The 14,104-nt window shown below is 40.4% G+C and carries 11 protein-coding genes and 2 pseudogenes; 6 read left to right on the top strand and 7 right to left on the bottom strand.

Annotated features, from left to right (window positions below):
- Positions 1-132: 132 nt before the first annotated feature.
- From H3T44_RS07070 to H3T44_RS07055, 4 genes are read left to right on the top strand one after another with little or no spacing between them, the layout of a single operon-like run.
- Positions 133-1,272 carry an ABC transporter permease gene (locus tag H3T44_RS07070; RefSeq protein ID WP_110439103.1) on the top strand — a complete coding sequence of 380 codons (1,140 nt, stop codon included), beginning with the start codon at positions 133-135 and terminating at the stop codon, positions 1,270-1,272.
- Positions 1,273-1,275: 3 nt separating this feature from the next.
- Entirely contained in the window at positions 1,276-2,067 is a 792-nt protein-coding gene (locus H3T44_RS07065; protein WP_122124115.1) for an ABC transporter ATP-binding protein, read from the top strand.
- Complete coding sequence (locus tag H3T44_RS07060) at positions 2,064-3,014, top strand: MlaD family protein (RefSeq protein ID WP_198196731.1); 951 nt, start codon at positions 2,064-2,066, stop codon at positions 3,012-3,014. The genes H3T44_RS07065 and H3T44_RS07060 overlap by 4 nt, the downstream gene beginning before the upstream one ends.
- Positions 3,011-3,604: a membrane integrity-associated transporter subunit PqiC gene (locus H3T44_RS07055; RefSeq protein ID WP_198196730.1), complete on the top strand. Its 594-nt coding sequence runs from the start codon at positions 3,011-3,013 to the stop codon at positions 3,602-3,604. The genes H3T44_RS07060 and H3T44_RS07055 overlap by 4 nt, the downstream gene beginning before the upstream one ends.
- Before the next feature lie 5 nt (positions 3,605-3,609).
- On the opposite strand, the gene rbfA is transcribed toward H3T44_RS07055, so the two are convergent.
- From rbfA to acnA, 7 genes and pseudogenes are all read right to left on the bottom strand, one after another.
- Positions 3,610-4,035, bottom strand: coding sequence for a 30S ribosome-binding factor RbfA (gene rbfA, locus H3T44_RS07050; RefSeq protein WP_155568581.1), 426 nt, complete (start codon positions 4,033-4,035; stop codon positions 3,610-3,612).
- A pseudogene (gene infB, locus H3T44_RS07045) lies at positions 4,035-6,011 on the bottom strand (translation initiation factor IF-2); the annotation flags it as partial. The gene rbfA and the pseudogene infB, both read right to left, overlap by 1 nt.
- Positions 6,012-6,196: 185 nt before the next feature.
- Positions 6,197-6,854: pseudogene (locus H3T44_RS09235) on the bottom strand (translation initiation factor IF-2 associated domain-containing protein); the annotation flags it as partial.
- 59 nt (positions 6,855-6,913) lie between these two features.
- Positions 6,914-7,498 (bottom strand): RNA-binding protein, encoded by a 585-nt coding sequence (locus tag H3T44_RS07040; protein ID WP_155568583.1) that lies wholly within the window; start codon positions 7,496-7,498, stop codon positions 6,914-6,916.
- Between the two features lie 92 nt (positions 7,499-7,590).
- Entirely contained in the window at positions 7,591-9,120 is a 1,530-nt protein-coding gene (gene nusA, locus H3T44_RS07035; protein ID WP_155572340.1) for a transcription termination factor NusA, read from the bottom strand.
- A gap of 61 nt (positions 9,121-9,181) precedes the next feature.
- A complete protein-coding gene (gene rimP, locus H3T44_RS07030) occupies positions 9,182-9,646 on the bottom strand; it encodes a ribosome maturation factor RimP (RefSeq protein ID WP_370552740.1) in 465 nt (154 codons plus the stop codon).
- Positions 9,647-9,937: 291 nt separating this feature from the next.
- On the bottom strand, positions 9,938-12,622 hold the full coding sequence (gene acnA / locus H3T44_RS07025; RefSeq protein ID WP_198196729.1) for an aconitate hydratase AcnA: 2,685 nt from the start codon (positions 12,620-12,622) through the stop codon (positions 9,938-9,940).
- Positions 12,623-12,805: 183 nt separating this feature from the next.
- Between acnA and ccmA the strand changes: the two genes are divergently transcribed.
- Positions 12,806-13,426: a heme ABC exporter ATP-binding protein CcmA gene (ccmA, locus tag H3T44_RS07020; RefSeq protein WP_155566047.1), complete on the top strand. Its 621-nt coding sequence runs from the start codon at positions 12,806-12,808 to the stop codon at positions 13,424-13,426.
- 12 nt (positions 13,427-13,438) lie between these two features.
- Positions 13,439-14,101, top strand: a complete 663-nt coding sequence (gene ccmB / locus H3T44_RS07015) for a heme exporter protein CcmB (RefSeq protein WP_232347558.1) — start codon at positions 13,439-13,441, stop codon at positions 14,099-14,101.
- Positions 14,102-14,104 lie beyond the last annotated feature (3 nt).

Raw genomic sequence — 14,104 nt, 5'->3', positions numbered from 1 at the left:
AACCATATTATATAAAAAATTAAAATGATAATAAATTCACCTACATTTCATATAAGTATATAATGTTTTATATATTTACCTTTTTAGTATAATTTTATGAAATAAAATTATTCAACATTATTCAGACAAAGCATGAGCGATATAAATTCAGATCAGCAGCCTCAGTGGAAACTAGAGCAGCAAGAAAATCATTATGTTATTTCCTTAAGTGGGCAATGGTTAGCAAAAAACAATAACATTCCCCGATTTTCTCCAAAAAATCTAGAAAGGATCCCTGCTCATCAAACGCTTTATTTTGATGCTAGAAATCTTAAAAACTGGGATAGTGGATTGATTGTCTTTCTTTGGGATATCAAATGTCAGGCCACCAAACATTCCATAAAATTCTCTGACAAGGATCTGCCTGCTTCCGCACAAGAACTTCTTTCCCTCTTGCATGAAAGCAAAGATGAGGCACCTGTTAAACATTCATCTCCCTTTCGTCCGTTATATATGATTGGTGAATGGACTATCAACGGACTGACCAATCTTGGCATAACTGTCCAGATGCTTAAGGAAGTTATTATTGGTATTTTAAAATCCCTCACCGGCCGTTCTTACATGCGAATTGTGGATTTGATTTCTGATGTCCAGAACGCTGGTCCGTCTGCCCTCTTAATCATCAGTGTTGTTAATTTTCTAGTCGGGGCAATTCTTGGTTTTGTCGGTGCGGTACAATTACGCAGGTTTGCAGCTGACGCTTATGTGGCAAACTTGGTCAGCATTGCAACTGTTCGGGAAATGGCTGCCGTCATGAGTGCTATTGTTATTTCAGGCCGAACAGGTGGGGCCTATGCAGCCCGTATTTCAACAATGCAGGGCAATGAGGAAATCGATGCGTTAAAAGTCATGGGTGTTTCCATTATGGAATATCTTATTCTTCCATCAATGCTCTCACTTGTAATCACCATGCCGATTTTATATCTTTATGGCTGTTTTATGGGAATTCTTGGCGGATTGATTGTTTCCATTTTCATGTTAAAAGTTTCAATCATAGGATTTTTACAACAAAGTTTCGGAGCGGTTGCTTTCAACCAATTTGTGTTTGGTGGTCTCAAAACCATTTCATTTGCAATATTTATAGGGGTAAGCAGCTGTTACATCGGGTTAAAATCAGGACGAAGTGCGGTTGATGTCGGCTTGGCTGCGACCAAAGCTGTGGTTACTGGCATTGTAGGGGTGATCGCTATTGATGCCATATTTGCCGTTATTGCTGATATGATTGGAATATAAATAATGAGTAACCAATCCAGCAATATACTTCTATCCGTTAAAAATCTCACCATTGGTTACGGTACAAAGGTTATCCAGAAAAACATTAATTTTGACGTTAAGCAAGGCAGCATTTTTGCCCTAATGGGTGGTAGTGGATGTGGAAAAAGTACACTTCTTAAATCCATGATAGGGCTTTTAGAACCAATAGCGGGTGATTATCTTGTCAAGAATGAAAATTACTGGAGAGTTTCGAGAAAACATCGCATAAAAATCGCGCATAATTTTGGTATTTTGTTTCAAAATGCTGCTCTATGGAGCTCTATGACAGTAGGTGAAAATGTTGCGCTTCCATTGCAACTTTTTACCAACCTTTCTCCAGAAATGATTCATCGATTGGTAGAATTAAAACTGGGGCTGGTTGGAATGGAATATGCCATTAACCTGTATCCCTCTGAATTAAGCGGAGGAATGAGAAAACGGTGTGGCTTGGCTAGAGCTCTTGCCCTTGATCCAGAAATCCTATTTTTTGATGAACCCTCAGCCGGACTTGATCCCATCACTTCTAAGAGACTTGATGATTTAATTCTCACCTTACGAAATGGATTGGGAACCACAATCATCATAGTCAGTCACGAATTATCAAGTTTATTTACAATTGCAGATGATGGTATATTCCTTGACGCGGAATCAAAGACACCCCTTGCCCATGGTTCACCACAAGAAATGCACGATCATCCATCCTGTCAATTGGTATACGATTTTATGCATAGACAACGTTATGAAAATGCAGAAGAGAAAGAAGAACAAAGATGACCATTAATAAACAAACCACAATCGGGGCTTTTGTATTGGGAGGAATAATTCTTGCTCTTTGTGCTGTTATTTTTTTCAGTAATTTTAATCTTTTTTCAAAAAAAGAGCATGCCATAATCGTTTTTCCAAGCTCAATATCAGGATTATCCATTGGAGCGCCTGTTACGTTCAGAGGAGTACAGGTAGGAACCGTTGATTCCATTAATCTCCAATTCGATCAAGGCAGTCACAAAGCCTATATCCCTGTAGTAATCAATATTGATCCCAGAAAAATCCGCATAGGATATAAATATAATAATTTTAAAAAACTATTGGAAAAAATGATAGAAAATGGACTTTGTGCAGAAATTAGCACAGAAAGTTTCGTTACCGGTACGTCCAATATTTTTCTTGATTTTGATTTGCAGAATATCCCTCACTTTCATCCTGTGATTGCAAAAAATCTTACAGAAATACCTTCCCGTCCCTCTACGTTTCAAAAAATCAAATCCGAATTAATGAATCTACAACTTGAACAACTTTCCAGAAACCTAAATGACACTGCACAAAAAATAGGACAACTTGCCGAAACTTTAAACAAACAAACTCCTGATCTTATTAATAGCGTCAAGAAAACATCAGATAGTACAAATATTCTGGTGACTCATATCAACAAAAACATAGATGGTTTATTGAAGAACTTTAATAAATTGCTTGTTGATGGAGATGTCCAACTTCGTTCACGCGGAAAAGAGCTTCACATTCTATTAAACAATTCAAACAAAGCCGTGTCATCAGCATCAGAAATGATTGATAATGTGAAAACGCTTACCTCATCCCGTTCACCTTCACGAAACAATCTTGAAATTATCCTGAAGAACCTTGCTGATGCTTCCACTTCACTTCGAGGATTTTCGCGGGAAATAGAACGTAATCCTAAATTATTACTGATTGGTCGAAAACAATGAATAAATTCATCGCTTTATCCTCATTAAGTACCTTATTTATTCTCGGGGGATGCAGTGCTCCCCCTCTTAAATATTACACTTTCAATGAAAATATTATAAATCAGTCGACAAACAAAATTACACAATATTCTGAAACTTCCCCCACTATTATCATTACACCGATCACAGTACCGGATTACCTTGACACAACCGATATTGTTACCCGAGAAAACAGCAGTCTTCATCATAGTGTCAACGGAAGAATGAGTAGCGTTTTATCCATTGCCGTAACCGATTATGTTACACATTTGCTATCCGTAAAAAATCCAACTCTATTCATAACCAATCAAAGACAGGTTGGTATGCCAACAAGTCAGATCCTGATCAATATCAGCCACTTGGATGTACAAAATCTGGGGAATCAAAATGGCTCAGCAATCTTGGAAGCTGATTGGTCCATTATTCCCAGAAATGAACATCTACCCATCAACAAACAAAAAGGAACCTTTTTTGCATCGGGTTCCATTGCTTCTGACAGTGATGTAATCAAAATAGAACAGGCTCTATTAATCCAACTGGTTAATCAAATCAGTAAAAATCCTTTATACTAACTTGATTATTGATTTTCTTTTTCAAGGTCTCTCAAAACTTCCGGACTATTCAGCACTGCATCAATCTTAGCTGCATAGTCCAAAGTTGTATCAGGCTGAAATCTCAAATCAGGTAAAAATTTAAGTCTAATTTTTTGTGACAACTGATTTCTCAAATAAGGTGCAACTCGTTTTAACGCAGGTAAAAAATCCCCTACATCACTTTTCCCTAAGTGAGAAATATATACAATTGCATGACGCAAATCAGGTGTCATGCGCACTTCCGTTACTGTAAATTTCTGTCCCTGAAGTTCAGGCACACGAAATTCTATCCGGATGAATAAATCTGCCAAAATATGCCTGATTTCTTCAGCAACGCGCAATCGCCGTTGAGAAGGGCCTTTTGAATCCTTTTTCAAAAAATCCTTCCCAGTTACTATAAATTTATCCATCAAGCCTGTACTGTTTCAATTTCATAACATTCAACAACGTCTCCCTCTCGCAAGTCATTGTATCCTGCAAAAGAAAGTCCACATTCATAATCATGTGCCACTTCTTTGACATCATCCTTGAAACGTTTAAGCTGGCTTAAATTACCCTGATGAATAACAACATTGTCACGCAACAACCGAACACCGCAGCCTCGACGAACCACGCCCTGTGTTACGTAACATCCTGCAACCTTACCAGTTTTACTAATGGTAAAGACTTTACGAATTTCTGCATAACCCAAGAATTTCTCACGCTGTTTTGGTGCAATACGTCCTTTAATAATCTGTTCAATATCATCAACCACCTGATAAATAATTGAATAGTAATGAATATCAACACCTTCATGCTGTGCAAGTTCTCTAGCCTGCGTTGTTGCTCTTACATTAAAGGCAATAATGATAGCCTGTGATGCTTTGGCAAGTTGAACATCACTTTCCGTAATCTGACCAACTGTTGCGGATAAAACGCGAACTTTAATTTCCTCATGTTCAAGTTTCTGAACTGTTGCCTGAATAGCCTCAGCAGATCCCTGAACATCAGCCTTGATTAAGACAGCAATTTCTTTTTGCTCATTTGCTTGAATACGCGCAAGCATCTGATCCAAGGTTCCACGTGCAGCCATTCTAACCGCTGCCTGTTTTTCACGAGCCTTACGTTGCCTAAATTCAGAAATTTCACGAGCTTTACTTTCATTATCCACAACAACAAAAGGCTCACCAGCACGAGGTACACCCGTTAAACCCAAAAGCTCTACGGGTGTGGAAGGTCCAGCTTTTTTCATATTCTTGCTTTTATCATCCAGCATCGCACGAACACGACCCCATTCAGAACCAGCGACAATAACATCTCCTTTATTCAAGGTTCCTTTCTGAACCAATAAAGTCGCAACAGGTCCACGTCCCTTGTCCAAACGGCTTTCAATAACAGCACCCTCTGCCACTCTATTCGGGTTTGCTTTTAATTCCAACAATTCAGCCAGCAAAATGATTGCTTCTTCCAGTTTGTCCAAACCGATATGTTTTTTAGCCGAAACTTCAACATCCTGAGTATCACCCCCCATTTTCTCAACGACAATTTCATGATTCAAAAGCTCCTGTCTTACACGGTCAGGATTGGCTCCAGGCAAATCACATTTATTAATAGCGACAATAATTGGAACATTTGCAGCTTTAGCATGTTTAATTGCCTCAATTGTCTGAGGCATGACCCCATCATCCGCAGCAACAACAAGCACCACGATATCCGTCACTGACGCTCCCCTGGAACGCATCGCTGTGAATGCCTCATGACCAGGCGTATCTAAAAAGGTGATTTTAGCACCTGACTGCATTCTAACCTGATAGGCGCCAATATGCTGGGTAATCCCACCAGCCTCCTTATGCGCAATATCCGTTGTCCGCAGAGCATCCAGCAAAGAGGTTTTACCATGATCAACATGTCCCATCACCGCTACAACAGGTGGACGGGGCAATTTATCCTCATCCTTATCCTCTACACCTTCAATACCAAGTTCAACATCACTATCGGCAACCCTATGCACACGATGACCAAATTCCTCGATAATCAATTCGGCCGTGTCTGCATCCAATGACTGATTAACTGTTGCCATCACACCCATTTTCATCAGAGCTTTAATAACGACTCCTTGACGTGCCGCCATACGATTGGCAAGTTCTTGTACGGTAATTGTTTCTGGAAGAGTGACATCACGAACAACCTTTACCTGATCCGTACGTAATTTCTCCAACTCTGCTTGACGGCGTTCACGTTCTCTTTGACGACGTACCGAAGCCAACGAACGAACTTTATTATCATCCTCGCCCTCAATCGCTGCCTGAATATCTATTTTACCAGAACGACGACCATCCCCCTTGCCTCGACTACTGCTTTTACGATTTACACCGCTTCCACGACGGGATGAACCACGACGACCATCCCCTTCATCAGAATCGATATCATCCTGAACATTAATCCTGCGTGAAGATTCAACAGATTTCTTATTTATTTTTCCGTCTTTTTCAGATGTTTTGACATTAAGAACAGATTCACCTGAATTTTTTACTGAGGTTTTACCAGAAACGGATTCTCCATTCTTAACAGACTCACTCACCACAGGTTTTTCAGGCAAAATAGCCCTTTTTGCCAAAGGTTCCACAGGAACAGGTTCTGGTGCCAAGGTAATTTCACCAGGAATAGGAACTTTGGAAACCTTGACCCGACGTAATGGAGGTTCAGATGCAGTTTTCGTTTTTTTGGATTTTATAGTTTTTCTAGATTCTTCTTCTGTCTCAGATACAGCAATTTTTCCCTGCTCAACAGTTTCCTTGCCTTCTTCCTGCGCAGCCTTTTCAGCCTCTGCCTGAGCCTTGGCTAGAACTTTCTCTTCTTCCTGTTTTTTACGTAATCTCTCCGCTTCTGAAAGAATAGATATTTTTTCCTGTTCTTGACGTTCAAGATTTTTACGCTGCTGTTCAAGCTTTTGTTCTTCCAGAACACGCTGTCTGATGGCTAATTCTGCAGCTGTCAAGGAGCGTTTACTCGAACCAGCAGATGCTTTTTTTGCCGCAGGTTTACGGACACTATTAACCTGTTTTTCCTTACTGCCAGGCGCACTACGCTTTTTACGTACTTCAACCTGGACAACCTTGCTGCGTCCATGGCTAAAACTTTGCCTAATAGATCCGGCATCGACAGTCTGCCCCACGTCCCTTTTTACTGATGAACGTAAAGATAAACGTTTTTTACCCTGTCCTTGTTCTTGATCGTTGCCTTCGCTCATATACCTGCCTGTTCTTAAATCCATTTTCGATGGGTTGACTTATTCCATCGATTTATACCCTAATTTATTATTCCTGATAACCGTTTATTATCAAAAAGAATTTGTTTTACAAACGGTCCCCTGTAAATTGCTGCATGAACTATATATTCTCGACCAAAAATCATTCCCAATTCTTTTGCCGTAAAAACTGCCATGACAGGTAAAAGACCCGTTCCTGATAATATACGCTTTTTTTCTTCTTCACTACCATCTATAGCCTGTATAATCAATCCAGCAATATTCTGAGAAATCTTTTCTCTTACTTTTACAAAACCATACGTAATCTGTCCAGCACGTCTCGCAAAACCAAATGTATCCTTAATTTTATTCCGCAAACCATCCCTAATTATTGACACCAAATTTTCCGGAACCGTAACCTGACATTGCATTGCACGTGAGAACGAACGCATTTCTATCGCCTTATGTATGATATTTTTATCGGCTTTCAACCACATCCCTCTTCCAGGAAGCCGTTCTGTCAAATCTGGAACAATATATCCATCTGGCGACAAAACAAAACGAATTAAATTTTCAGGATCATCTCTTTCCCTTGTAACCACACAGAAACGTTGACGATTCGCCGAGCTATCAGGCCTTTTATTCATTAGCGTAAACTATTCAAAATTAAAAGAAAATAATAAATCAAAATGATTAGGCCTCCCATGAAGCCTAATCATTTAAATATCATTATCAAATTTTATTCTTTATCTTGACTTTCCTCGCTTCCCTCTTCTTCAAACCAATGTTCTCTGGCCTGCATAATAATTGCATTGGCTGTTTCTTCATCAATTGCATCTGCACCAAGAATCTCGATCAGTTCATCACTGGCAAGGTCAGCTAAATCATCGAGCGTTTTCACCCCTTTTTCACCCAATAAGATCAACATTTGTTGTGTAAAGCAATCAAGTTCCACAAGCTCATCCGAAACCCCAAGAGCCTGCCTTTTCTCATCCAGAGAACGATGTTGTTTTTCCAAACATTCTTCTGCCCTCTGGACAAGCTCTTGCGCGATATTTGCATCAAAACCTTCAATTTCAGCCAATTCCTGGGGATCGGCAAAAGCAAGCTCCTCAATAGTATGAAAACCTTCTGTAACCAACAGGCCGGCAATCACATCATCAACATCCAGCTCTTCGGCAAAAATAGCGGATCTGCGACGGAATTCTTCTTGTCTACGATCTGATTCTTCTGTTTCGGTCAGAATATCAATGTCCCATCGTGTCAATTGACTGGCCAAACGAACATTTTGTCCACGACGTCCAATAGCTAAACTCAATTGATCATCTGGAACCACAACCTCCACACGCCCAGCTTCCTCATCCATGACAACTTTTGTAACTTCCGCCGGTGCCAAGGCATTCACGACAAAGGTGGCCGCCTGACCGCTCCAAGGAATGATATCAATTTTTTCCCCTTGCAATTCCTGTACTACAGCTTGTACGCGAGACCCCCTGACCCCAACACAAGCACCAACAGGATCAATGGTACTGTCTTTTGAAATAACAGCCATTTTCGCTCGGGAACCCGGATCTCTGGCGACTGCCTTAATCTCGATAATACCATCATAGATTTCAGGCACTTCCTGTGCAAACAATTTCGCCAAAAATGCGGGGTGCGTCCTAGATAAAAAGATCTGTGGACCACGTGGCTCCTTACGGACATCACAAATATAGGCTCTTACACGCTCTGAATTCCGAAAGTTTTCTCTTGGAATCAATTCATCACGCCTTAACAAAGCTTCGACACTGCCAATTTCCACCAACAGATTGCCATATTCAGTTCGTTTCACTGTTCCGTTCACAATTTCACCAATACGATCCTTGAAATCCTCATATTGACGATTCCGTTCACATTCACGAACACGTTGCACGATAACCTGCTTTGCAGTCTGTGCAGCGATACGGCCAAAATCTATGGGTGGCAATGGATCAATAAGATATTCACCAATCTTAATATCAGGCTGTATCTTGAGCGCAATTTTATATGGAATTTGTGAAGCCTCATTTTCAACTTCCTCCACGACTTCTGTCCATCGGGAAAGGCGCACCTCTCCCGTCTTACGATCAATTATAGCACGAATGTCTTTTTCATGACCATATTTAGCGCGTCCAGCCTTTTGAATGGCCTGTTCCATCGCTTCGAGAATCTCTTCCCGGCTAATGGCTTTTTCACGAGCAACAGCATCAGCAACCAATAACAATTCAGGACGAGCAACAGACGTATCCATTTTAACCTCACAATCTATTGTACCGGATTAAACCGGTTTTGATTTTATTTTCACTTATGCTTTATTCGGTTTCCGACCCAGATAAAACATTGACCATATGACTGCATGCATCAATTAAAGAATCAGTCAGCACCAATTTAGCCTTGCGTATTTCTGACAAAGGCAATTCAACTTCAGAACCTGTATCTAAACGCATACGCGCATTCTGTTCATCCGCTCCCAGGGCAATCCCGGAAAAGCGTCTTCTGCCTTCAATTGGAATCATCATTTCCACTTTGGCAAGATGACCCGCAAAACGGTTCCAATCTTTTACGCGCACCAAGGGACGATCGATTCCGGCGGAGGAAACCTCCAATGTCCAGGCACCTTCCATAGGATCATGAACATCCATTACAGCACTTACAGCATGACTGATCTGTTCACAATCCTCAACATTAATCAGACTACCATCAGCCCGATCCACCATAATCTGTAAGGTCAAAGCTTGTTTGCCCAACAAAGCCACTCTAACCAACTCATATCCCATATCAATCAAAATGGGTTCAACCAAAGCGATAACACGTTGTTCAATACGTAAATCAGAAATATTTTCTACGGATTCCAAAATAAAAAAGGCGGCCGACTAAGGCCACCCCCCACATCAAACGGAAGACAATTTTGTATTAATTTAACAATCTTATAAATGCTTTACAAGTAACAAATCCAAATATTTATAATTCCATGATAATGACACGTTATGTTTGGACATATTACAAATGAAAAGTGACCTGTTTAACAAATAAACAGGTCACTTACACTTTAAAACGGATTTTAAGACTTAGGCCATTAGTCTGAGAACATAAGGTAAAATGCCACCATTACGATAATATTCTACCTCTTCTTGTGTATCAACACGACAGATTACAGGAATATCCTGATGTGAACCATCACTGCGAGTTATTCTCATAATCATTTTTTGACGCGGTTTTAAAGTTTCTATACCCAAAATATCGATTTTTTCATCACCCTTCAATCCCAACGTTTTACGTGTTGTACCCTCTTCAAATAAGAGTGGCAATACACCCATTCCAACAAGATTAGAACGATGAATACGTTCAAAACTTTCAGCAATAACGGCTTTTACACCCAACAACGTCGTACCTTTTGCCGCCCAGTCACGGGAGGAACCCATTCCGTATTCTTTACCGCCAAAAACAACCAATGGTGTATTTTCTTTTTGGTATTCCATGGCAACATCATAGATTGCCCCTTCCTTACCATCAGGATAATGCTTACTATATCCACCTTCAACTCCTGGAACCATTTCATTACGAATACGGATATTGGCAAAAGTGCCACGCATCATGACCTCATGATTACCACGACGTGAACCATACGAGTTAAAGTCCTCCACCCTAACTCCATGTTCAGTCAAATATCTGCCGGCAGGGGAATCTTTACGAATGGAACCAGCTGGAGATATATGATCTGTTGTAACATTATCCCCTAATAACGCCAATATTCTTGCCCCTTTAATATCATGACGGGCTTCAGGATGCCGCTTCATTCCTTCAAAATAGGGAGGATTACGAACATAGGTTGATTTTGAATCCCAATCATAAGTCTGAGATCCAGTTGCCACAGCCAATCTCTGCCATTCAACCGTACCTTTACTGATATTATCATATCCCTTACGGAATTCTTCACGCGTAATCGCTGCTGCCATTACCTCTTTGATTTCCTCTGTTGAAGGCCAAATATCATGTAGATAAATTTCCTTACCATCCTTGGAAACACCAATAGGATCCTTTGTAATATCCTTACGCAAGGTTCCCAATAAAGCATAAGCGACTACCAACGGTGGACTTGCCAGATAGTTTGCGCGAACGTTTGGAGAAATACGTCCCTCAAAGTTACGGTTTCCCGAAAGAACCGCTGTTGCCACCAAATTGTTATTTTCGATAGTGTCAACAATTTCTGGTGCCAAGGGACCAGAATTTCCGATACAGGTTGTACAACCATATCCAACAATATTGAATCCAAGCGCATCAAGAGATGGAATTAACCCGGCCTTTTCCAAATATTCAGTAACAACTTTTGAACCAGGCGCAAGAGACGTTTTAACCCAAGGCTTCCGCTTCAATCCCAAAGCATGTGCTTTTTTTGCCAATAAACCAGCAGCAATCATCACTTCCGTATTAGAGGTATTGGTGCATGAAGTAATTGCCGCAATTACAACTGAACCATGTTCGAGTTTGAAATCTTTACCGGCAACGGCACAAGCGACATCTTGATCTTTACCTTCAACATGGAATCCTGAAGACAGCTCTTTGACGAATGCAGAGGTTGCATCGCTGAGGCTGATACGATCTTGTGGACGACGAGGACCTGAAATAGAGGGAACAACATTACCAATATCCAGTTCCAAAGTATCAGTAAATTCTGGTTCTTCCGCATTCGCTTCACGGAACATACCCTGTGCTTTAAGGTAAGCTTCCACCAACTTAATCTGATGATCGTCACGACCGGTTAATTTGAGGTAATCCAAAGCTTGCTGGTCAACCGGGAAGAACCCACATGTTGCGCCATATTCAGGTGCCATGTTTGCAATTGTAGCCCGTGTATAAAGTGGTAAATGATCCAAAGCCGGACCATAAAATTCAACAAACTTGCCAACAACACCCTTCTTACGTAACATCTGTGTAATCGTCAGAACAAGATCTGTTGCAGTTACACCTTTTGCCAATTTTCCTGTTAACCGGAAGCCGATAACATCCGGTATTAACATTGTAATCGGTTGCCCCAACATGGCTGCCTCAGCTTCGATACCTCCAACACCCCAGCCAAGGACACCCAATCCGTTGACCATTGTTGTATGAGAATCTGTTCCAAAAAGAGTGTCTGGATAGGCATAGGTTTTTCCATCTTCATCACGAAGCCAAACAACCTTGGCAATATGTTCCAAATTAACCTGATGACAAATTCCAGTATCAGGTGGAACAACGGAAAACCCTTTGAACGCTTCTTGTCCCCAACGAAGAAAAGCATACCGCTCAGCGTTTCGTTCAAATTCAAGTGTTATATTTTCTTTCAGTGCCGCATCAGATCCAAATTTATCGACCATTACAGAATGATCAATCACCAGATTTACCGGAATTAATGGATTAACCTTTTGCGGATCACCTTTTAACTGGGTCATTCCTTCACGCATGGCAGCCAAATCGACAACAGCTGGAACCCCTGTAAAATCCTGCATCAAAATACGGGAAGGACGAAAAGGCACTTCGGACTGGCTATGATGATTCTTTTGCCATCCTATAATTGCCTTGGCATTGTCTACCGTAAAAGATTGACCATTTTCAAAGCGTAAAACATTTTCCAGCAATACTTTTAAGGTATTTGGTAAACGACGAAAATTACCCAATTTTTTCTCTGCTTCAACCAGTGAAAAATAATGATAGGTTTTTCCATCGACTTCCAACGTTTTACATGTTTTTAAATTATCCTGACCAATCAGTTTCATAATGATATCCTTAAATTATGTCGTTAGATAATCGTGTATAAACAACATTTTATATTTGTTATCTCGCCAATTACACTATACTTATTATATCTTGAATATCATAAAAGCAATTATTCATGGGCTTTTACAATTTCACTAAACAGTGTACTTTTGTAACTTAAAATCATTTTTGAAACCCTTTTCATGACCGTATCTATTGTCAATCTAACCACATTTCGAAATGAAAAACTGGTCCTGAACAATATCAATTTTTCTCTATCTGCAGGGGAAAGTCTCTGTATCCATGGTCCAAATGGCGTTGGCAAAAGTACGTTATTAAGAATTCTCGCAGGGTTCAGAAAACCAGATTCAGGTAATGTTTTATGGAACTCCAGAAACATCTTTGAACATCATGAAACTTATGAAAATTATCTTCAAACTATTGCCTGGTTGGGTCATTCAAACGCCTTAAAACCGATTATGACTGTGAGAGAGAACCTGCAGTTATATTCAAAATTTTACAAAACCAATCTTCACGATTGTTTGAAAAAATTTAATTTATACCATTTAATTGATACTCCCGTTCGATTATTATCCGCTGGTCAAAAACGTCGCACAGCCCTGGCTCGCATTTTGCTTAAACCTGCAACAATTTGGTTGCTAGATGAACCAACCGTTGGGTTGGATAGAGAAAACATGATCAATCTTGCTGAAATATTTGCCTCCTTTCAAAAAAACGGTGGCATGATTTTAGTCAGTACACATACAGATCTTCCGTTGATCAACGCAAGATCTCTTAATCTTTCACTCCCTTCCTTACATTAAGAGATCATTCCCATGCCTTTCATTCTTCTTTTACAACGAGAAATATTACTTTCTTTCCGGCATGCCAGTGATACCGTTGGAACAATCCTGTTTTTTATTTTGACATCGACTCTTTTCCCGCTTGCGCTTGGACCAGAACCTCAAAGACTTCAGCAAATAGCCCCCGCCATTTTGTGGGTTTGCGCCCTATTGGCCGCTTTGTTGCCTATGGAACGCATATTCCAGCAAGATTATGAGGATGGATCCCTGGATCAATTTTTTTTGCTTGGAATATCTCCCTCTACCTTGGCTTTCACCAAAATGACAGGCCACTGGTTATGTACAGGGATCCCTCTTCTCTGCGCCAGTATCCCCTTAACAGTTTTATATAACTTACCCATATCAATCCTGCCCATTTTTATTATCAGTCTTTCACTTGGAACCGCCTGTCAATCTCTTGTCGGGGGAATGACAAATTCTATTGCCCTTGGAGCCAAGAAAAACTCTTTTTTGCTCCCTTTATTAACTTTTCCCTTGTTAACCCCCGTCCTTATTTTTGGCACCATGCTTATTGATGCAAAATTAAATAATCTCGCATTCCTACCCAATCTTCAATTACTCGGGGCATGTTTTGCTATTGCTCTACCTTTTTGCCCACTTGCTGCTGGGGCAGGTTTACGATTGGCAATAGAATAAACA

Source organism: Commensalibacter sp. M0355 (assembly GCF_016101365.1).
Classification (GTDB): Bacteria; Pseudomonadota; Alphaproteobacteria; order Acetobacterales; family Acetobacteraceae; genus Commensalibacter; species Commensalibacter melissae.
Note: the sequence above shows the minus strand (reverse complement) of the source record. Positions and strands in the feature narration are given on the sequence as shown.

What these genes read in the sequence shown, in the direction of transcription:
- H3T44_RS07070 (WP_110439103.1), top strand. Translation starts at nt 133, where the DNA reads ATGAGCGATATAAATTCAGATCAGCAGCCTCAGTGGAAACTAGAGCAG.
- H3T44_RS07065 (WP_122124115.1), top strand. Translation starts at nt 1,276, where the DNA reads ATGAGTAACCAATCCAGCAATATACTTCTATCCGTTAAAAATCTCACC.
- ccmB (WP_232347558.1), top strand. Translation starts at nt 13,439, where the DNA reads ATGCCTTTCATTCTTCTTTTACAACGAGAAATATTACTTTCTTTCCGG.
- H3T44_RS07055 (WP_198196730.1), top strand. Translation starts at nt 3,011, where the DNA reads ATGAATAAATTCATCGCTTTATCCTCATTAAGTACCTTATTTATTCTC.
- acnA (WP_198196729.1), bottom strand. Translation starts at nt 12,622, where the DNA reads ATGAAACTGATTGGTCAGGATAATTTAAAAACATGTAAAACGTTGGAA.
- rimP (WP_370552740.1), bottom strand. Translation starts at nt 9,646, where the DNA reads ATGGGATATGAGTTGGTTAGAGTGGCTTTGTTGGGCAAACAAGCTTTG.
- rbfA (WP_155568581.1), bottom strand. Translation starts at nt 4,035, where the DNA reads ATGGATAAATTTATAGTAACTGGGAAGGATTTTTTGAAAAAGGATTCA.
- nusA (WP_155572340.1), bottom strand. Translation starts at nt 9,120, where the DNA reads ATGGATACGTCTGTTGCTCGTCCTGAATTGTTATTGGTTGCTGATGCT.
- ccmA (WP_155566047.1), top strand. Translation starts at nt 12,806, where the DNA reads ATGACCGTATCTATTGTCAATCTAACCACATTTCGAAATGAAAAACTG.
- H3T44_RS07060 (WP_198196731.1), top strand. Translation starts at nt 2,064, where the DNA reads ATGACCATTAATAAACAAACCACAATCGGGGCTTTTGTATTGGGAGGA.
- H3T44_RS07040 (WP_155568583.1), bottom strand. Translation starts at nt 7,498, where the DNA reads ATGAATAAAAGGCCTGATAGCTCGGCGAATCGTCAACGTTTCTGTGTG.